Consider the following 19,454-nt stretch of genomic DNA (forward strand, 5'->3'; position numbering starts at 1 on the left):
CCAGGACCGCTGCGCTAGGTTTTGTTAGCGACTCCTAGTGCTGGGTCGACGGCACGGGCAGCGCGCCATCCAGGTCCAGATCGCGGTCGGGTGCATCTTCAGAGCGCTGGCCGCGGCGTGCCGCCAGCGTGCGCAGCAGCACGTAGAACACCGGCGTGAGGAACAGGCCGAACAGCGTCACACCCAGCATCCCCGCGAACACCGCCACGCCCATGGCATGGCGCATTTCCGCGCCGGCGCCGGTCGACACCACCAGGGGCACCACGCCCATGATGAAAGCGATCGACGTCATCAGGATCGGGCGCAGACGCAGGCGGCAGGCCTCGATGGCGGCTTCCACGATGGTGCGTCCTTGCAGCTCTAGCTCCCGCGCAAACTCCACGATCAGGATGGCGTTCTTGCACGCCAGCCCCACCAGCACCACCAGACCGATCTGCGTGAAGATGTTGTTGTCTCCATGCGAGACCCACACGCCCAGCATGGCGGCAAACAGGCTCATCGGCACGATCAGGATCACGGCCAGCGGCAGCGTCAGGCTTTCGTACTGCGCAGCCAGCACCAGGAACACGAGCAGCACGCAGATCGGGAAGATCCACACGGCCGAGTTGCCGGCCAGGATCTGCTGATACGTCAGATCCGTCCACTCGAAGCGCACGCCCTTGGGCAGCGTTTCATGCGCGATGCGTTCCACCGCCGCCTGTGCCTGGCCCGACGAGAAGCCCGGGGCCGGGCCACCGTTGATGTCGGCCGCGGTGTAGCCGTTGTAGCGCACGACCATGTCCGGCCCGAAGCCTTGCGACACACGCAGCAGCGACGACAGCGGCACCATCTCGCCTGCGGTGTTGCGCGTCTTCAACTGCAGGATGTCTTCTGCATGGGCGCGGAACGGCGCGTCTGCCTGCACCTTCACCTGATACGTACGGCCGAAGCGGTTGAAGTCGTTCACGTACAGCGAGCCCAGGTACACCTGCATGGTGTCGAACACATCCGTGACCGGCACGCCAAGCTGCTTGGCCTTCACGCGGTCCAGGTCGGCATTCAACTGCGGCACGTTGATCTGGTAGCTCGAGAACGACGGGCCCAGCTCAGGCGTCTTGCGTGCCTTGGCCATGAAGGCCTGCGTGGCGGCAAAGAGTTGCTCGTAGCCGACCGAGCCGCGGTCTTCCAGTTGCAGCTTGAAGCCACCCACCGTGCCGAGGCCTTGCACCGGCGGCGGCGGGAACACGGCAATGAAGGCGTCCTTGATCGCACCGTACTGCTGGTTCAGCTGCCCCGCGATGGCGCCGCCCGACAAGTTGGGCGCCTTGCGCTCGTCAAACGGCTTGAGCGTGACGAACACGATGCCGGCGCTCGGACTGTTGGTGAAGCCGTTGATCGACAGGCCCGGGAATGCCACGGCGCTTTCCACGCCGGGGTGCTTGAGGGCGATGTCGGACATGCGGCGGATCACGTCTTCCGTGCGGTCAAGCGAGGCGCCGTCCGGCAACTGCGCGAAGCTCACGAGGTACTGCTTGTCCTGCATCGGCACGAAGCCGCCCGGCACCTTGTTGAACAACAGCGCGGTCGCGCCGATCAGCGCCAGGTAGATGCCCAGCATGACCGCCTTGCGGCCGATCACACGCGAGGTGCTGCGGCCATACGACTCCGATGCGGCACCAAATACGCGGTTGAACGGACGGAAGATCCAGCCGAGGCCCTTGTCCATCGCGCGCGCCAGCCAATCCTTCGGTGCGTCGTGACTCTTGAGCAGCAGGGCGGCCAGCGCCGGCGACAGCGTGAGCGAGTTGAACGCCGAGATGACGGTCGAGATGGAGATCGTCAGCGCGAACTGCTTGTAGAACTGACCGGTCAGGCCCGTCATGAAGGCCAGCGGCACGAACACGGCAATCAGCGTCAGGGCAATGGCGATGATCGGGCCGCTCACCTCGCGCATGGCCTTGTACGTGGCCTCGCGTGGCGATAAGCCTTCGGCAATGTTCCGCTCGACGTTTTCCACCACCACGATGGCATCGTCCACCACGATCCCGATCGCCAGCACCAGCCCGAACAGCGACAGCGCGTTGATCGAGAAGCCGAACATCAGCATCAGGCCGAACGTACCGATGATCGACACCGGCACCGCCAGCAGCGGAATGATCGACGCACGCCACGTTTGCAGGAACAGGATCACCACCAGCACCACAAGCGCCACCGCTTCCAGCAGCGTGTGCGTGACGGCTTCGATACTGGAGCGGACGAACTGCGTCGGGTCATAGACGATGCGGTAGTCGACGCCTTCGGGAAAGTCTTCCTTCAGCTCGGCCATCGTCTTGCGCACGTCATCCGAAATCTGCAGCGCGTTGGAACCCGGTGCCTGGAAGATCGGAATGGCCACTGCCTGCTTGTTGTCCAGCAGCGAGCGCAGGCCGTATTCCGATGCAGCCAGCTCGATGCGGGCCACGTCACGCAGATACGTGACGGCGCCATCGGGCGAACTCTTCAGGATGATGTCGCCGAATTCCTGTTCGGTCTTCAAGCGGCCCTGTGCGTTGACGGACAGTTGCAGGTCCGTGCCCGGCACCGACGGCGAGCCGCCGATCACGCCGGCTGCGACCTGCACGTTCTGGTCGCGGATGGCCTTGACCACTTCGTTGGCCGTCAGGCCGCGTTCGGCGACCTTGTTCGGGTCGAGCCACACGCGCATCGAGTAGTCACCCGAGCCGAACAACTGCACCTGGCCCACGCCGCTGATACGCGCCAAACGATCTTTGACGTTCAGCACTGCGTAGTTGCGCAAGTACGTCATGTCGTAGCGGTCGTTGGGCGACAGCAAGTGCACCACCATCGTCAGGTCGGGGCTGCTCTTGACGGTCGTCACGCCCAGGCGTTGCACCACGTCGGGCAGACGCGGCAGCGCCTGCGACACGCGGTTCTGCACGAGCTGCTGCGCCTTGTCCGGGTCGGTACCCAGCTTGAAGGTGACCGTCGTGGTCAGGTTGCCGTCGCTGTTGGCCTGCGACTGCATGTAGAGCATGTTCTCGACGCCGTTGATCTGTTCTTCGAGCGGCGAGGCGACGGTCTCGGCAATCACCTTCGGGTTGGCGCCCGGGAACTGCGCGCGCACCACCACCGAAGGCGGCACGACCTCGGGGTACTCCGAGATCGGCAATCGCCAGATCGAGATGATCCCGACCAGCAGGATCAGCGTGGATAACACGCCCGCAAAGATCGGGCGGTCCACGAAAAATTTAGAGAAGTTCATGGCTATGAGCGATGAGGTTCAGTCGCAAATCAAGCGCGGTCGGCCGGCAGGCGTTGCGCGGTAGCGGCGGTCTTGGCGTTGGCGGGCTTGGCCTCGGCCTTGGCAGCAGGCGCAGCGGGTGCGTCGGCTTTGGCTTCGGTCGGTGCTGCGGGCGCTTCGGGTTGTGCACCCGGCAGCACCACGCGCTTGGTGACCAGGCTATCCATGGTGACCGTGTTGGGCGCCACGGCGTCGCCCGGGCGCACGCGCTGGATGCCGTTCACGACGATGCGCTCGCCGGCCTTCAGGCCCGACTTCACAACGCGCAGGCCGTCGATGGAGGCGCCCAGCACCACCGGGCGATAGCTCGTCTTGTTGGCCGCATCCACCACCAGGACGAACTTCTTGTCCTGGTCCGTGCCGATGGCCTTGTCCGTGATGAGGATGGCGTCGTGCGGTGCGCCGGTGCTCATGCGCACGCGGGCGTAGAGGCCCGGCGTGAGGCGGCCGTCGGCGTTGTCCAGCGTGGCGCGCACGCGGATGGTGCCCGAGCGCACATCCAGCCGGTTGTCGACGGACTGGATCACGCCTTCGCGCGTGTAGCCGTCTTCATTGGCCAGCCCGATGTAGACCGGCGTCTTCGCGCCCTGCGCCGCCTTGGCGGAGTAGCGCAGGTAGCTTTGTTCATCCGCATCGAACGCCACGTACATCGGCGAGACCGACACCAGCGTGGTCAGCACCGGCGCGGCACCACCGGCGGAGACGACGTTGCCGACGGTGATTTCTGCGCGCGACACGCGGCCCGCGACCGGCGCCACGATGTGCGTGTACTCCAGGTTCAGCTTGGCGGCATCCAGCGCGGCGGCAGCGCCTTGCAGGTTGGCCTGTGCCTCGCGTGCGGCGTTTTCCTTCTCTTCGAACTCGCGGCGTGCGATGGCGTTGTCGGCCACCAGCTTCTGCGCACGGTCCAGCTCCGACGTGGTGTAGGCCACGCGCGATTTGGCGGCCGTCAGCGCGGCTTGCGTGCGGGCCACTTCGGCCGCGTAGGGGCGCGGGTCGATGGTGAACAGCGCGTCGCCCTTCTTGACGATGCTGCCATCTTTGAAGTGGACGGCGGTGACGGTGCCGCTCACCAGCGGGCGGACTTCAACGCGTTGAACGGCTTCGATGCGGCCGGAAAACTCATCCCATTCGGAAACGTTCTTGGCCAGCACCGGTGCCACATCCACCGGCGTGGCGGCAGGCGCGGCGGCCGGCTGCTGCGATGCGCCGGCACTGGAGACCAGACCGTAGGTGCCCACAGCTGCAACGCCGAGCACGGCGGCAACCGAAATGGCGAGTGTGCGTTTGGACAGGCTCATGATGACTCTCTCGATTTTGTTGGGTAAGCAAAGAGAAAAAGACTGGATAAAAGCGCGTTGGCCGCAGCGTAGAAATACGCGGGCGGCCTCGCACTCCGTTTCTTGTTGTATGGGTTCAGCCAGGCGTCTCCCCGGTCGGGTCTATGGAGGTGCGGTCCTTGCGGTCCGCACGCGGACGGCGTTTGCGAGGTGCTGCCGCCTGCCGCGTCATGCCGAGGTGCCAGCGCAGGAAGCACGTCATCTCGTCTTGCGCCACGGCGCTCATGGCAATCGAGTCATGGCAGGCTTCGTTCACACGCACGACCTGTGTAGCCACGCCCGCTTCAATCAGGCACGCGGCATAGCGCTCGGCTTCGGTGCGCAGCAGGTCTTGCGGCGCGGTGAGCAGCAGGGCGGGGGGCAGGCCCTGCAGGCGGCGCGATTCCACCGGCGCGGCGTATGGGTGCACGCGCTCGGTCGGGCGGGGCAGGTACTGGCGATAGCAATCGGCGCAGACTTCGGCCGAGTTGTCGGCGTCGGCCAGGTGGTCGGGGCGCATGCGGGCCATGGTCGGATCGAGCATCGGCGCGATCAGGACTTGCGCACGCAGATTCGGGCCGCCACGGTCGCGCGCAATCATCGTCAGCGCGGCAGAGAGGTTGCCGCCGGCGTCATGCCCGGCCACCGCGATGCGGCGACGGTCGATGCCCCACGCGTTGGCATGGTCGGCCATGCAGCACAGCGCGGCGTACACATCTTCGGGTGCGGCAGGAAAGGGCGCGGCGGGTGCCAGCGAATAGCCGACCGTGACCACCACCGCCGGCAATGTGGCGGCCAGGTGGCGCGCCGGCGCATCGGCATCATCGATCGAGCCGCGCACGAAACCGCCGCCATGCAAATACAGCACGCCCGGGCGGCGCAGCGGCGCGGCGGCATCGTCGGCATGCATTTCCGGGCGGAACACGCGCAGGCGGATGCGGCTGGCGTAGCCCTGCGTCCAATAATCTTCGGCCGTGACCTCACGCGGCAACGGCACCGCGCCAGCCGTTTCCTTGCACGCAGAAGATTGCTCAGGCAGCGTCGATGCTGCGCCGCGCAAATTGTTATTCAGTGCAACATTTGCGGGGGCGGGCGTTGCGTACGGTCGTGCTGGACGAACAGCGGCCGATGCCGCATCGCTGGTGAGCGAACGATCCGAAACAACGAGGCGCGGTGGAGAAGAACCCATGATGTCAGGCGGGGCTTACCTTTGCGGATAACCCGGATATCGATGGGCTGAATGATGGTGATTAGACGAACGCGGATAAATGCCTATAATCAGACATCACTATTAGTTGCAGCCGAACAATCAATATTTACGGTTGTGCTACAAAGTGTCCTAGCTCAAGGCCGATCTTGTTGCACTGCGAAAACCCGTAGTCGCCGCCTTCCTGATCGCGCCGCATGCTCTGAGCGCGTGCACGCGCTCGAGCATGAGCATGAGCAGACCCCTTGATTCCACAGGCCCGGCGCATTGCCCGTTTTGATTCGGGCAGTGCGCCCGCCCCGTGGAGTCCGTCCCTAAGGAGCCGCAGATGGATCGCTTGCAGGCCATGCAGGTTTTCACGCGCGTCGTGGAAGCCAGCAGTTTCACCAAGGCTGCCGACAGCCTTCAGTTACCCCGCGCCACGGTGACGAACCTGGTGCAAAGCCTTGAGGCGCATCTCGGCGTGCGCCTGCTGCACCGGACCACGCGCCGTGTGAATGTCACCGCTGACGGCGCTGCGTATTACGAGCGCTGCGTGCGTCTGCTCGGCGATCTGGAAGAGACGGAAGCCGCGTTCTCGCAAAGCGCATCGGGGGCACGCGGCACCTTGCGCATCGACGTGCCTGCGTCGATTGGCAAACGGTTGCTTGTGCCGCGCATTCGCGATTTTCACGAGGCGTACCCCGATCTTCAGCTGGAGATCGGCATGAGCGATCGCACGGTCGACCTCGTGCAGGAGGGTGTGGATTGCGCCGTGCGCGGCGGCGAGTTGCAGGACTCCAGCCTGGTTGCGCGCCGCATCGGCCAGCTGTCGATGGTCAATTGCGCGTCGCCGGAATACCTTGCGCGCTTCGGCACGCCCAAGACGCTGGAAGACCTGCAGGACCACACGGCGGTGAATTACTTCTCTGCGCGCAACGGCCGCCGCATGGATTGGGATTTCGTGATCGACGGGCAGAAGCAAATCCACAAAGTGCGCAGCATGGTGTCGGTCAACGATGCCGAATCGGCGGTGGCGTGCGGCCTGCATGGCCTGGGGCTGCTGCAGACGTCGCGCTTCCTGGTGTACGAGCACCTGATGTCGGGCGCGCTGGTGGAGGTGCTGCCGGACCATATTTCCGAGCCGGTGCCCGTTTCGGTGGTGTATCCGCACAACCGGCACCTGTCGCCCAAGGTGCGGGTGTTCGTGGACTGGGTGGCGACGCTGTTTGCCGACCACCCGTGCCTGCAGCTCAAGGAACATCCGCGGCTGGAGATTGTTAGCGCCGCCTGAACAGTTATTTCTGCAAAGCCGCATTTATCAGACGGGAGCAACGATCTATTCTGCCCTCCAAGCGCAACAACGAGCGCAAACGAACAAGGAACAGATCATGAACTCCCGCCTCTTCTCCGCCTTCTCCCGCCGCGCTCTCCTGGCCATGGTGGCCACCGTGTCGGCTTCCGCCGCGCTGCTGTCGCAGCCCGCAACGGCTTCCATCCAGCCCAACTTCGATGCGCCGGCCGCTACGCAAGCGGGCCGCTTCGATCCGTACACGCAAGGCGCCGACCGCCAGGCCGATACCTACGGTTATCTGTCGTGGAAGAACGATCGCTTCGACCCATACAGCCAAGGCGCTGATCGCCAGGCGGATACGTATGGCTACCTGTCGTGGAATGGCGATGCGAGCTACCCGAATGGCGGCGCTGCCTCGCGCGCATAAACCGCGCACCAGTTGAATTTCTCCTCCTCCCTGTTTGCGGCGTGACTCTAGCGGTCACGCCGCATTTTTATTCGTCAAGCGCCGGCAGAACGCTTGCAGCGCGGCTGTGTGAGCGCGCCGATGTCGGGTTGGGAGTATCGTGGCAGGCATGCAAACTGTCGTCCTCACGTTCGATTCCAGTCTGACGCCGCTTCTTCCGATGGCGTTGCGCGGGCGTCCCGTTGTGCGCGCCTGGGCAGAGGGCGCCACGCTCAAGCACGCCATCGAGGCGCTTGGCGTGCCGCACACGGAGGTTGGGCAAGTCCTGGTGGATGGCGCACCCACGGGTCTGGAGGCCATGTTGCCCGGCCGGGGGCACGTTGCCGTCTCAGCCGTGGAGCCCCTGTTGCCGACCGCGCCGCTGCACTTTCTGTGCGACGCTCACTTGGGGGCCACGGCTCGGCTGCTGCGCATGGCGGGTTTTGACACCGCCTACGACAACAACTACGCCGACGCGGCCATCGAAGCGCTGGCCCTGGGCGAAGACTGGATCGTGCTCTCGCGTGACCGTGAGCTCCTCAAGCGGCGCGGCATCCGCCGGGGCGCATTCATCCGCGCGCGCGAGCCGCAGGCGCAGATGCGCGAAATCGTGACGCGCCTGCGGCTGGCCGATGTGGCCAGGCCGTTCTCACGCTGTCTTGAATGCAATGTGCCGCTGCGCATGCTGAGCGCCGAAGAGGCTTCCGCCAGCGTGCCGCCTCGCGTGCGCGAGCGCCAGCGCCTCTTTAGCACGTGCGATGTCTGCCGGCGTATCTATTGGCCCGGTTCGCACTGGGCACGCATGAATGCCGTACTGGCTGACATGCTGTCGCCCCAGCACTGCCATTCCTCAGACTTATCGGAAGCCTCCGAGCGTATGTCGCGCACTGGCAGCGCAGGCGCTTGACTACTGCGACGGCGCGTTGCGCAGATCGGCCACAAACCGCTCGCGCCAGATGGTGAGGTTGGCCGCGCGCAGCCGATCCATCATGTGGGCGTAGCGGGCTTTGCGTTCTTCCAGCGGCATCGTCAATGCGCGGTTCAGCGCCTCGGCCATGCCGCGCGTGTCATACGGGTTGACGATCAATGCGGCATCCAACTCGCGCGCCGCGCCGGCAAAGCGCGACAGCACCAGCACGCCCGGGTCTTCCGGGTCTTGCGCGGCCACGTATTCCTTGGCAACGAGGTTCATGCCATCACGCAGCGGCGTGACATAGCCGATCTGCGAGCTGCGGAAGAGCGCCATCAGCACGCGCCGTTCGTACTGCTTGTTGATGTAGCGGATGGGCGTCCAGTCCAGCTCCGAATGCTTGCCGTTGATCCGCCCCGACTCTGCCTCCAGCCGCTGCCGGATCTGCTGATAGGTCTGCACATCCTGGCGCGACGTTGGTGCTATCTGGATGAAGGTCACGTGGCGGCGATGGTCCGGAAAATCGTCCAGCAACTGCTCGAACGCACGGAAACGCTCGGGCAGCCCCTTGGAATAGTCGAGCCGATCCACGCTCATGATGAGTTTCGTGGGCTGTTGGCCTTGACCTTGTCCCTGACCGGCGATGCGCTCGCCGCGCGGGTTCGCATGCCGCGTGAACGGATTGCGCCGTGCCAGCGACGCCTTGGCCTGCTGCGCAATCTCGTCCGGATGCACGCCGATCGGGTAGACCTCGGCGCGCAGCGTGTGGCCGTAGGCGTGCACGGGGCCGTTCTGTTCCTTCTGTTCGATGTAGCCGCGCGCCTCCCGCTCGATATAGTCGTAGAAGGCCACGCGATCGGTCTCGGTCTGGAAGCCGACCAGATCGTATGAACACAGCGCGCGCATGAGGTCTTCATGCGGCGGAATCGTCGTCAGGATTTCCGGTGATGGAAACGGAATGTGCAGGAAGAATCCGATGCGGTTGGTGAGCCCCAGCGCGCGGCACTCCGCAGCAAATGGAATCAGGTGGTAGTCGTGCACCCAGAGGATGTCATCGGGCTGCACCAGTGCCTTGAGCTGATGCGCGAACTGCGCATTCACGCGCCGGTAGCCGTGGTACTCCTGGCGCTCGTAACGTGAGAGGTCCACGCGGTAGTGGAAGATCGGCCACAGCGTCGCGTTGGCAAAGCCGCGGTAGTACTGATCGTAGTCCTTGCGGTTCAGGCCGACGGTGGCATAGGTGATGTTGCCCTTGGTGACGATGTTCGGCTCGTGCGAAACAGTGGCAGCGGTTTCGCCGCTCCAGCCGAACCAGATACCGCCGGTTTCGCGCAGCGCATCGAACACACCCACGGCCAGGCCGCCCGCGGTTCCCTGGCCCTCGGTAACGGGCGCAACACGGTTGGAGACAACAACGAGCCGGCTCATGCCGCACCTCGCTTGGCCGGGGCCGTCAGCGTTGCCAGCCATGCTCGCAATGCCGCGGCATCTTGCACGCGCCAGCGCGCTTGGCTCGGGCCCGCACCTACCTTGATCGACCAACCATCCAGCGCATTGACGGCATCGAAGGCGCTTTCATCGGTCAGGTCGTCACCGGCAAACAGCACCGTGCGGCCCATGAACGGCGGTTCGGTCATCAGCGTATGCACTACATCGCCTTTGCTGGCGCCGCGCGGCTTGAGTTCGACAACCATCTTGCCGGCCTGCAGGCGCACGTGGTCGGCATAGCGGCGCGCAAGGCGGTCAGCCACCGTCAGCACGGCGTTCTCGGCCTCTGGGGCGTGGCGGTAATGCAGGGCAAAAGCGATGCGCTTGCTCTCCAGCACCACGCCGGAAAACTGTGTCGACAGTTGCGTGAGTTCGGCGCGCAGCTCGCGCTCCAGCCGGGCGAGTGCATCGGCGTCGGTGCTCAATCGCACGAAGCCGCCGTCTGCGTAACGGCGTTCGGCGCCGTGCACGCCGGCGATGACGAGGCCGGGCAGAGACAGGCGGGACTCCACGTCGTGCACCGTGCGCCCGCTGATGATCGCCAATGCGCCGCCGCTTGCGGCGTGCAGCGCGGCCAGCGTTTCACGCAACGGCGCAGAGACATGCACGGCATCGGGCTGCGGCGCGATATCGACGAGCGTGCCGTCAAAGTCCAGCAGGAAAGCCGTCCGGCCCAGGTCCAGTGAGGGCAGCGGAGCGGCGTTGGCAGAAGACTGAGGAGAGACGTTCTTGGGCAAACCGGTTCTTGTGAATGTGCGTGATGCGCCTTTTCACGCAAGAACCGGGCCGACCGCACCAGCCGTTGTCATTTCGGCAGTCGCGGTGGTTTGGCGGTGGCGGTCAGATTGTAAAAACGGCCACGTGATGCAAAACCTTCATATGGCGCGTGACCGATACGTCATAACGATGCGGCCAAGCGGGTGCCTTGGTTGATGGCACGCTTGGCATCGAGTTCGAGGGCTTCGTCAGCGCCGCCAATGACGTGCACCTTGGCTCCGCCCGCCTGCAGCGGCCCGACCAATTCACGCAGCGGCTCCTGCCCTGCACACAGCACGATGGAATCGACTGGCAGCCATTCGGCGGCTTCGCGTTTTTCGCCGTAGCTCACGAGCAGGCCTTCGTCGCTGATGCGCTCGTAGTTGACGCCGCCGACCATGCGCACGCCCAGGTTTTTCAAGCTCGTCCGGTGGATCCAGCCAGTGGTCTTGCCCAGGCCGCCGCCGAGTTTGCCGGCGCGCCGCTGCAACAGGATGATCTCGCGCGCAGGTGTTTGCGGTTTTGGCCGGATGCCATCGACACCGCCACGCACTTCGGTCGGATCACCCACGCCCCATTCGGCGCGCCAGGTTTGCAGATCCAGCGTGGGCGAGTGGCCATCGAGCGCGAGGAATTCCGCCACGTCGAATCCGATGCCGCCTGCGCCGACAATCGCCACGCGCTTGCCCACCGGCTTGCGATGCCGCAGCACATCGATGTACGACAGCACGCTCGGATGGTCCTGCCCCGGGATCTTCGGGTTGCGCGGCGATACGCCCGTCGCGATGATGATTTCGTCGTATTTGGCTGTCAGCAATTGCTGCGCATCCACGCGCGCACCCAGGCGTGGCGTCACGCCGGTGGCCTCCACCCGGCGCTTGAAGTAGCGCAGCATCTCGTGAAATTCTTCCTTGCCCGGAATCGTCTTGGCCATGTTCAACTGGCCGCCGAGTTCCTGGGCTGCGTCGAAGAGATCGACCGCGTGCCCGCGTTCGGCCAGCGTGATGGCTGCCGACAAGCCCGCAGGCCCTGCGCCCACCACCGCAAACCGCCGCTTGGCGGGCGTCGGTCGGATGACGAGTTTGGTCTCATGGCACGCGCGCGGGTTGACGAGGCAGCTCGCAATCTTGGCCTTGAACGCGTGATCCAGGCACGCCTGGTTGCAGGCGATGCAAGTGTTGATGTCCTGCGCGCGGTTCGTGGCGGCCTTGCGTACGAAGTCGGCATCGGCCAGCAGCGGCCGCGCCATCGACACCATGTCGGCGCAGCCATCGGCCAGCACGGTTTCGGCCACCTCCGGCGTGTTGATGCGGTTGGACGTCACCAGCGGAATGCCGACTTCGCCTTTCATCTTCTTCGTCACCCATGCAAAGGCCGCGCGCGGCACGCTCGTCGCAATGGTCGGGATGCGTGCCTCGTGCCAGCCGATGCCCGTGTTGATGATGGTGGCGCCCGCGCGCTCCACGGCCTTGGCGAGCTGTACGACTTCTTCCCACGAGCTGCCGTCGGGGATCAGGTCGATCATCGACAGGCGATAGATGATGATGAAATCCTTGCCGACCGCCTCGCGCGTGCGCTGGACGATTTCCACGGGCAGGCGCATGCGGTTGGCATAGCTGCCGCCCCAGTCGTCCGTGCGCTTGTTGGTGTGCGTGACGAGAAACTGGTTGATGAAGTAGCCCTCGGAACCCATGATCTCGACGCCGTCGTAGCCGGCTTCACGGGCCAGTTGCGCGCACCGCACGAAGGCGCGGATCTGCCGCTCGATGCCGCGCGCGGACAACTCGCGCGGTGTGAACGGGCTGATGGGCGAGCGCAGCGCCGTGGGCGCGACAGCGAACGGGTGGTAGCCATAGCGGCCGGTGTGCAGGATCTGCAGGGCGATCTTGCCGCCTTCCTCGTGCACGGCGTTGGTGACCGTGCGGTGGCGGCGGGCCGCGCCATGTGTGGCCAGGCGCCCGGCAAAGGGCTTGGTCCAGCCTGCAATGTTGGGCGCGAATCCGCCCGTGACCATCAGCCCGACATCGCCGCGCGCCCGCTCGGCAAAGTAGGCGGCCAGCCGGTCGAAGTGGTTGCCATCTTCCAGCCCGGTGTGCATCGAACCCATCAGCACGCGGTTCTTGAGCGTGGTGAAGCCAAGGTCGAGGGGCTGAAGCAGGTGGGGATAAGGGGAGGAGGGCATGTCCGGCGCAGGAGGAGGCGCTGCGATGATGTGGAAACGCGCCGGACGGTAGCACCCAAGCGCCCGTTGGAACAACAGGGCGGGGTTCTAGATGTGTGGTGTGCGCGTCAGGATTTTCCCGACTTTTTCGGGTCGTCTTCGGTTGGCTTGCCGAGCAGCGCTTTCAGCAGTTTGTTCTGGGGAATCGCCTTGCCGGTGCCTTGGCCGGGCTTGCCGGTGCGCTGGGCGTCGCGCTTGAGATTGTTGGCGATCTTGAGGCCCTTGAGTTTTTCGAGGTCGGTTTTCTTCACGATGGGGTCCGCAATGGGATACAGGAGCTGCGTGTTACGCTCGGCAGGATACGCGAATTGCCACACCCCCGGTCCGCCCACAGCCGTTTTTCAGCATTTCCGCTACCGCATTGACCGCATTCACGCCGCCCGCCACGCCCATTCCGGATCTGTTCCAGCCCAGCCTGCAAGACTGGGCCGAGCGGCCCGCGCAAGCCTTCGAACATTGGCTGGCCGCACGCGGCTATCGCGAATCGTCGGCGACGGTATATCGCGCAATGTGGCGCAAATGGCTGCGCTGGGCCGAGTCGCACCAGCGCGCATTGGCCGATTGGAGTGCCGGCGACATCGCTGCCTTTCTCGATGAATCGGGCCTGACCAAGCTGCATCGCTACCGTTACGCGCGCCTGATCGAGCGCGTCTTCCATCAGATCGAACAACAACGTATTGGCACGCACAACCCTGCAAGCTCTGCGGTGCAGCAGAAGTTGGCCGAAGGTGAGAACGATCCGACCACGTTCCTTTCATTGGCTGAACGTGCGGCAATCGAGGCGTCACTGGAGGTGGGCGCGCACGCCAGCGAGGCCGCCGCCAACGCCAGCGCGTTCAAGCTGGCGCGCGACCGCGCACTCGTAGCCGTGTGCCATGGCGCGGGGCTGAAGGTCGCGCAGGTGCAATCGTTGCTGCTCCGCCAGGTTGATGAGGCGCTGGAGTCAATCACCGTCGAGCGCCCGCGCGGCCCGTCGTACAAGGCGCCCGTGCTTGAAGCTGCGCGCCCCGCGCTGGCCGCCTGGCTGGCGGTGCGCGCACACGCAGAGGTGCCGGGCGAGCGCGTGTTCGTCGCCGATGCGGGCGGGCGCGTCATGCACGCGGCGTCGGTGTACCGGCGGGTGGAGGCATGGCTGGCTGCGCTCCCGGCTTTGCTGCACCGCAGCGAACGGCTGTCGCCGCAGACGCTGCGCAATGGCTACACCGCCGCGTTGTTCGACGCAGGCGCGGACCCTGCTGAGGTGGGGTACGCACTGGGCCTGCGCGATGCGACTTCGGCGTGGCGTCTGCGCGCGGCCTATGCTGAGTGGCAGGCCGCCGCCCATCCCGATGGCCAGCGGTAGTGCCGCTTTGCGGGCAGTCAGGCTTCAACAGCCCGCGAACCGTTGGCGGGCTTTGCTATGATCGCGCTGTTTTGCGCGCTGCGGAGCAGGTCGGCGCAGCGTAGAACGACGATGCCGGGTTCAAACCGGCACGCTAGCTCTCTCCTTCCTCGATACCTCGCACCCCATGACAGAAACCATTCTGCTGACCGGCGCTACCGGCTACATCGCCTCGCACACCTGGGTTGAGTTGCTGGACGCGGGCTACCAGGTGATCGGCCTTGACAACTTCTGCAACAGCAGCTCGACTGTGCTGTCTCGCATCGAGCAAATCACCGCCAAGACACCCAAGTTCGTTCAGGGCGACGTGCGTGACCGCCGCCTGCTCGACGACCTGTTTGCCAGTTCGCGTATCTCGGCTGTCATCCACTTTGCGGCGCTCAAGTCGGTGGGCGAATCGGTGCAGAAGCCGCTGGCCTATTACGACAACAATATGGGCGGGCTGGTCACGCTGTGCGCGGCCATGGCGCATGCCAATGTGCGCCAGCTTGTATTCAGCTCGTCGGCAACGGTGTATGGCAATCCGCATACCGTGCCGATCACCGAATCGTTTCCGCTCTCGGCCACCAACCCGTACGGCCAGACCAAGGTGATGGGAGAGCAGGTGCTGCGCGATCTGGAGATTTCCAACGCCGCCTGGCAAATCGCTTATCTGCGTTATTTCAACCCGGTGGGGGCACACCACAGCGGCTTGATCGGCGAAGACCCGCGCGGCATCCCCAACAACCTGATGCCATACGTGGCACAGGTGGCGGTCGGCAAGCGAGAGAAGCTCTCGATCTACGGGGGTGACTGGCCCACGCCCGACGGTACCGGCGTGCGCGACTACATCCACGTGGTGGATCTGGCGCGCGGGCACCTGTCGGCGCTCGACACGCTGCGCCGTGACAACCGCGGCTTTACCGTCAACCTCGGCACGGGCCGTGGATATTCGGTTCTGGAAGTCGTGGAAGCCTACAAGCGCGCCAGCGGCAAGCCGGTGCCGTATCAGATCGTGGATCGGCGCCCCGGCGATATTGCAGCGTGCTATGCCGATCCGGCACTGGCGGCCTCGCTCTTGGGATGGCGCGCGCAATACGGCATCGAGCGCATGTGTGAAGACTCCTGGCGTTGGCAGAGCATGAATCCGGACGGTTTTCAAACCCGTGGCTGATTCATTGAAGTGCTCGAACCAACTGGAGACGCCCCTCCGTGGATGAGGCGTTCATCGCTCACCTGATCCGTACGCTGGCGCATGCACTGTTGCCGGCGTTGCTGCCATTTGTTGTGGCCTGCGCGGCGGGCAGCTTGCTGCTGCGGTTGCTCGATGACTTGCGCAGCGCGATGGCCCCGCGCACGCGCGTGCCGCTGGTCATGACGGCGTTGCTCTCGGCGGTTGGGCTGTGGGCGGTGCCGCTGCTGCCGCTGCTTGCGCACTGGCACTTGCACGAAAACAACGCGGTGCTTGTGATGACGCTGGCTTCGTTCTGCTGGAGCCTGGCCGTTGCGGCATTGTGGTGTGTGCTGGGCGGCCGTGCAGGTCTGATGCGCGCCATGTTGCTTGGCGTGTTGCTGAGCGTAAGCGGGCCGATCGCGGTGTTGCTGCTGGCCGGCGTGACAAGCTTCAGCGCCACGGCTTGGGAAGACGCTGGGCTGCTCGCTATCGTCATGGTGCTGTCGGCCATGGGGTGTGCGGCGGCGCTGCAGTTTGCGCTTTCGGCACGATCGGGGGCGACTGGGGTGGCGGTGCGTCGCCCCGGCGTGAGTCTGTTTTTGAGCGTGCTGTTTGGCACCGCATTGACGGTGGATGCCGTGTACACGGCGTCGCTTGCGGGCTCGTTTTCGCCGCTTTCCACCATGCCGGGCAATGCGCCCGCAGGGTTGCGGTTATTGCTGGTGATTGGCGCGGTTGCAACCGTGCTGGCTGCGTTGCTGCTGGGCTATCGGGACCGCGCTACGGGCGACACTGCCACCGCCATCGCGGCGCGCGAAATTCGTCTGCGCAAGGAAACCGTACAAGCGCTGAACGACCTGGAGCAGAGCTACCGCCGCCGCGAAGCAGAACTCGTTGCACGTCATCAACTGCTGCTCGACGGCGCAGATGTCGGCCTTTGGGAGTTCGATCTGGTCACGCGTGCCGCGCAGTTTTCCACCCGCTTTGCCGGGATGCTCGGCTATTCGCTGAAGGAGATCGGCCCAAGCACGAGCGAGTATCTCCGCCTCGTGTATCCGGATGATCTGCCCATGGTGCTCAATCGCATCCAAGCACATGTTGACGGCAACACGCCCGCATACGTGGCTGAATTCCGCATGCGGCACAAGGATGGGAGCTATCGCCAGATTGCTGCGCACGGCGTTGCGGTGAGAGACGCCGGTGGCCATGCCGTGCGCATGGCAGGGTCGCATATTGAGGTGACTGCAAAAGCAGCCTCGGCAGAAGTTGCCGTGTCAGCAGCTTTGATCGCTGGCGAAGCACCTGAAACGCTTCGTCGTCATGGTTTGTGGGAGTCCTGGACACCCGTCGACCATCCCGCCGCAGAAGCCGTCGCATCGCAAAAGGAATCGACATCAACGCCCGTGCCCGCCACAACCTCCACAGGTGGCACGCTTCCGAGCATCAATCCTGACGCCTTGCGCTGAGGCGTTTTCTTTCCCTTTCTCGCTGGCGAACGGGTGCTTGAGTACATGTCCTACTCAAGTTTTTCGCGTTTGTGTTCGATAGCTCAAGCAGAGCGCGTGTAATCGCGCCAGGGGAGCGCCGCAAACGGCATGCGTGCCATGCGCGGATACAAGAAACGCTTGGAGGGAAGGAAGATGAATCGACTCACGCTTCGTCAGAAGCTGTGGCTGCCGCTCGTCCTGAGTTGGCTGTGTCTGCTTGTAATTACATTGTGGAGTGCATGGGGCGCGCGCACGGTGCGCATGGAAGAGCGGCAACGCGATCTTCAGAACGTCAGCGCAACGGCGTTCAGCGTCATCAAGGAATACGCCCAGTTGGCGCAGGACGGCAAGATGACGGTGGACGAAGCGAAGGCCCAGGTCATCGCGCGGCTGAAAGACATGCGCTATGGCACCGACGGCTACTTCTCGCTATCGAGAACCGACACCGTGTCGGTCATGCATCCGATCAAGCCCGAGATGGTCGGCAAGAACATGTCCGGCGCCACGGATCCGGCAGGTAAGCACTTGTTCGTGGACATCGCACAAACGGCCAAGGCCGGCGGCGGGTTCGTGCGCTATCTGTGGCCCAAGCCCGGCAGCGACAAGGCGGAACCCAAGCTGACCTACGTCTCGTACTACCAGCCATGGGACTGGTCGATGACGACGGGGCTCTATATCGATGATGTCGATGCGGCGTTCCGTACGTCTCTGATCCAATCGCTGGGCTTGCTGTTTGGTATCGGCCTTCTGATGACCGTGGTGGTGGTTGCCGTGACGCGTGGCCTGCAGCGCCAACTTGGCGGTGAACCGGCTTACGCCGCGGACATTGCCGCGCGCATCGCCGGTGGTGATCTGGCGTTGCGCGTGCAGACTCGCCCGGGCGATCGTGACAGCATGCTGTTCGCCATGTCGCAGATGCAGCAGCAGCTGACCGGCACGATTGGCGACATCAAGAATTCTGCGGATTCCATTGCGAGCGCCACCAAGCAGATCGCCGCCGGCAATGCCGACCTGTCGCAGCGGACCGAGCAGCAGGCCTCGTCGCTGGAGGAGACGGCGTCGAGCATGGAAGAGCTGACGAGCATCGTGAAGCAGAACGCTGATAATGCGCGTCAGGCAAGTACGCTGGCCGTCAACGCGTCGGATATTGCAGTCAAGGGCGGCGAGGTGGTGGGGCGCGTGGTCGAGACCATGTCCGGCATCAACGAAAGCAGCAAGAAGATTGCCGACATCATTGGTGTGATCGAGGGCATCGCCTTCCAGACCAACATCCTGGCGCTGAACGCTGCCGTAGAGGCCGCGCGCGCGGGCGAGCAAGGCCGCGGCTTTGCTGTGGTGGCAGGCGAGGTGCGCAGCCTGGCGCAACGCTCAGCAAGTGCGGCCAAGGAGATCAAGGAGCTGATCGGCGATTCGGTGGGCCGTGTGCAGAACGGCTCGGCGCTGGTGGAAGAGGCCGGTGTGGTGATTCAGGACGTGGTGACTGCCGTCAAGCGCGTCACAGACATCATGGGCGAAATTTCCGCGGCGTCTGACGAGCAGAGTTCCGGCATCGAACAGGTCAACCAGGCTGTGAATCAGATGGACGAAGTGACGCAGCAGAATGCCGCGCTCGTGGAGCAGGCGGCGGCCGCAGCGCTGTCCCTGGAAGAGCAGGCGCAATTGCTGCGCACGGCAGTGGGGCGTTTCCAGGTATAACCCCGCTTGACCTCTGTCACGCAGAAATGCAAAAGGCCGGCAAATTCGCCGGCCTTTCTCTTTTGTGGTTTCCGGCGCGCCTCTTTGTGCGGGCTCGGAATGCTGCGCTGAAAGCGCTGCTCAGGCAACCAGAAAATCCTCCATCTTCCGGCCCGACGACAACTCCTTTACCAGCCAGCCCGGTCGCTTGCCACGACCCGTCCAGGTATTGCCGTTGTTGTCGCGGTAGCGCACCGGCACCTTGCGGCCAGCCTTCTTTGAGGCCACTGCGCCCTTGGCGCCAAAACCGAGGTCTTCGGCGGTCAGGCCGTATTCCACGATCTTGTGCTTGATTTCAGCAATCACCGTTGCTTGTTCATTTGCCCGGAGTTCATCGGCTTGGCGCTGCAGTTCAGAGATCTTCTGAACGATTTCCTTGTAAGTCGGCATTATGGATTCCTCAACATTGCAATTGAAACATGGGCACGCTCCCCGTAGCCCAGGGCATTATAACGACTTTGCAGGTGAGAATTGAATTTCGTTAAGACCTCATGTCAACGGCGTGGATCTTTTGCTGCGCCGCTTTTGCGCAAACCCCTATGTGGCGGGCGTTTGCGGGGTGTGTCGAAATCGTAAACATATGAACCATTGCAAAACCATTGGGCTGTATTGCAATCGATGCAGCGCACTCTCTACGCAATCCCGACACAATTCCTTTCTTATGTGACTGCTTCATTGCTTCGGCAATCGCATCTGCCATTCACCTAATATTTCCGAATATGAAGGTGAAAGGTTGCTGAAAGGTTGTGTCGAATGCATCAAACCGGCGCATTTTCTGTGCCGCCTTTTCGAGTTCGACT

At 64.0% G+C, this 19,454-nt stretch carries 15 protein-coding genes; 7 read left to right on the forward strand and 8 right to left on the reverse strand.

The annotated features are described in order from the left end of the window. Positions 1-34 precede the first annotated feature (34 nt). The 3 genes from ACU8YE_RS04165 to ACU8YE_RS04175 form a co-directional block, all read right to left on the reverse strand. Complete coding sequence (locus ACU8YE_RS04165) at positions 35-3,241, reverse strand: efflux RND transporter permease subunit (RefSeq protein WP_446928157.1); 3,207 nt, start codon at positions 3,239-3,241, stop codon at positions 35-37. Between the two features lie 29 nt (positions 3,242-3,270). Continuing rightward, the gene (locus ACU8YE_RS04170; protein ID WP_322018800.1) at positions 3,271-4,581 is read right to left on the reverse strand and encodes an efflux RND transporter periplasmic adaptor subunit; all 1,311 of its coding nucleotides are present in this window, start codon (positions 4,579-4,581) and stop codon (positions 3,271-3,273) included. A gap of 115 nt (positions 4,582-4,696) precedes the next feature. Next, positions 4,697-5,788 (reverse strand): alpha/beta hydrolase, encoded by a 1,092-nt coding sequence (locus tag ACU8YE_RS04175; protein WP_446928158.1) that lies wholly within the window; start codon positions 5,786-5,788, stop codon positions 4,697-4,699. Positions 5,789-6,134: 346 nt separating this feature from the next. Here ACU8YE_RS04175 and ACU8YE_RS04180 point away from each other — a divergent pair, with 346 nt between their 5' ends. The 3 genes from ACU8YE_RS04180 (at position 6,135) to ACU8YE_RS04190 (ending at position 8,431) form a co-directional block, all read left to right on the forward strand. After that, positions 6,135-7,079: a LysR family transcriptional regulator gene (locus ACU8YE_RS04180; protein ID WP_232039721.1), complete on the forward strand. Its 945-nt coding sequence runs from the start codon at positions 6,135-6,137 to the stop codon at positions 7,077-7,079. Between the two features lie 97 nt (positions 7,080-7,176). Beyond that, positions 7,177-7,506 (forward strand): hypothetical protein, encoded by a 330-nt coding sequence (locus ACU8YE_RS04185; RefSeq protein ID WP_232039720.1) that lies wholly within the window; start codon positions 7,177-7,179, stop codon positions 7,504-7,506. 148 nt (positions 7,507-7,654) lie between these two features. Next, positions 7,655-8,431, forward strand: coding sequence for a Mut7-C ubiquitin/RNAse domain-containing protein (locus ACU8YE_RS04190; RefSeq protein WP_232039719.1), 777 nt, complete (start codon positions 7,655-7,657; stop codon positions 8,429-8,431). Here ACU8YE_RS04190 and otsA read toward each other — a convergent pair whose 3' ends face one another. The 4 genes from otsA to ACU8YE_RS04210 all read right to left on the reverse strand — a co-directional run bounded on the left by otsA (position 8,432) and on the right by ACU8YE_RS04210 (position 13,150). Further along, complete coding sequence (gene otsA, locus ACU8YE_RS04195) at positions 8,432-9,862, reverse strand: alpha,alpha-trehalose-phosphate synthase (UDP-forming) (protein WP_232039718.1); 1,431 nt, start codon at positions 9,860-9,862, stop codon at positions 8,432-8,434. Next, positions 9,859-10,659 carry a trehalose-phosphatase gene (gene otsB / locus ACU8YE_RS04200; RefSeq protein WP_232039717.1) on the reverse strand — a complete coding sequence of 267 codons (801 nt, stop codon included), beginning with the start codon at positions 10,657-10,659 and terminating at the stop codon, positions 9,859-9,861. Before otsB ends, otsA begins: the two co-directional genes overlap by 4 nt. A 161-nt stretch (positions 10,660-10,820) precedes the next feature. Further along, positions 10,821-12,860, reverse strand: a complete 2,040-nt coding sequence (locus tag ACU8YE_RS04205) for an oxidoreductase (protein WP_446928159.1) — start codon at positions 12,858-12,860, stop codon at positions 10,821-10,823. Positions 12,861-12,967: 107 nt separating this feature from the next. Next, on the reverse strand, positions 12,968-13,150 hold the full coding sequence (locus ACU8YE_RS04210; RefSeq protein WP_232039715.1) for a hypothetical protein: 183 nt from the start codon (positions 13,148-13,150) through the stop codon (positions 12,968-12,970). 110 nt (positions 13,151-13,260) lie between these two features. Here ACU8YE_RS04210 and ACU8YE_RS04215 point away from each other — a divergent pair, with 110 nt between their 5' ends. From ACU8YE_RS04215 to ACU8YE_RS04230, 4 genes are all read left to right on the forward strand, one after another. Further along, positions 13,261-14,241 carry a tyrosine-type recombinase/integrase gene (locus ACU8YE_RS04215; protein WP_440839040.1) on the forward strand — a complete coding sequence of 327 codons (981 nt, stop codon included), beginning with the start codon at positions 13,261-13,263 and terminating at the stop codon, positions 14,239-14,241. Between the two features lie 166 nt (positions 14,242-14,407). Further along, positions 14,408-15,433: a UDP-glucose 4-epimerase GalE gene (gene galE / locus ACU8YE_RS04220; protein ID WP_092971939.1), complete on the forward strand. Its 1,026-nt coding sequence runs from the start codon at positions 14,408-14,410 to the stop codon at positions 15,431-15,433. 38 nt (positions 15,434-15,471) lie between these two features. Further along, positions 15,472-16,899, forward strand: a complete 1,428-nt coding sequence (locus ACU8YE_RS04225) for a PAS domain-containing protein (protein WP_446928160.1) — start codon at positions 15,472-15,474, stop codon at positions 16,897-16,899. Between the two features lie 174 nt (positions 16,900-17,073). Beyond that, the gene (locus ACU8YE_RS04230) at positions 17,074-18,615 is read left to right on the forward strand and encodes a methyl-accepting chemotaxis protein (RefSeq protein ID WP_260801590.1); all 1,542 of its coding nucleotides are present in this window, start codon (positions 17,074-17,076) and stop codon (positions 18,613-18,615) included. A gap of 120 nt (positions 18,616-18,735) precedes the next feature. Here ACU8YE_RS04230 and ACU8YE_RS04235 read toward each other — a convergent pair whose 3' ends face one another. Beyond that, positions 18,736-19,044 (reverse strand): H-NS histone family protein, encoded by a 309-nt coding sequence (locus ACU8YE_RS04235; protein ID WP_004627393.1) that lies wholly within the window; start codon positions 19,042-19,044, stop codon positions 18,736-18,738. Positions 19,045-19,454: the final 410 nt, after the last annotated feature.

Source organism: Ralstonia sp. VS2407, assembly GCF_052950655.1.

What these genes read in the sequence shown, in the direction of transcription:
- ACU8YE_RS04165 (WP_446928157.1), bottom strand. Translation starts at nt 3,241, where the DNA reads ATGAACTTCTCTAAATTTTTCGTGGACCGCCCGATCTTTGCGGGCGTG.
- ACU8YE_RS04170 (WP_322018800.1), bottom strand. Translation starts at nt 4,581, where the DNA reads ATGAGCCTGTCCAAACGCACACTCGCCATTTCGGTTGCCGCCGTGCTC.
- ACU8YE_RS04175 (WP_446928158.1), bottom strand. Translation starts at nt 5,788, where the DNA reads ATGGGTTCTTCTCCACCGCGCCTCGTTGTTTCGGATCGTTCGCTCACC.
- ACU8YE_RS04180 (WP_232039721.1), top strand. Translation starts at nt 6,135, where the DNA reads ATGGATCGCTTGCAGGCCATGCAGGTTTTCACGCGCGTCGTGGAAGCC.
- ACU8YE_RS04185 (WP_232039720.1), top strand. Translation starts at nt 7,177, where the DNA reads ATGAACTCCCGCCTCTTCTCCGCCTTCTCCCGCCGCGCTCTCCTGGCC.
- ACU8YE_RS04190 (WP_232039719.1), top strand. Translation starts at nt 7,655, where the DNA reads ATGCAAACTGTCGTCCTCACGTTCGATTCCAGTCTGACGCCGCTTCTT.
- otsA (WP_232039718.1), bottom strand. Translation starts at nt 9,862, where the DNA reads ATGAGCCGGCTCGTTGTTGTCTCCAACCGTGTTGCGCCCGTTACCGAG.
- ACU8YE_RS04205 (WP_446928159.1), bottom strand. Translation starts at nt 12,860, where the DNA reads ATGCCCTCCTCCCCTTATCCCCACCTGCTTCAGCCCCTCGACCTTGGC.
- galE (WP_092971939.1), top strand. Translation starts at nt 14,408, where the DNA reads ATGACAGAAACCATTCTGCTGACCGGCGCTACCGGCTACATCGCCTCG.
- ACU8YE_RS04230 (WP_260801590.1), top strand. Translation starts at nt 17,074, where the DNA reads ATGAATCGACTCACGCTTCGTCAGAAGCTGTGGCTGCCGCTCGTCCTG.
- ACU8YE_RS04235 (WP_004627393.1), bottom strand. Translation starts at nt 19,044, where the DNA reads ATGCCGACTTACAAGGAAATCGTTCAGAAGATCTCTGAACTGCAGCGC.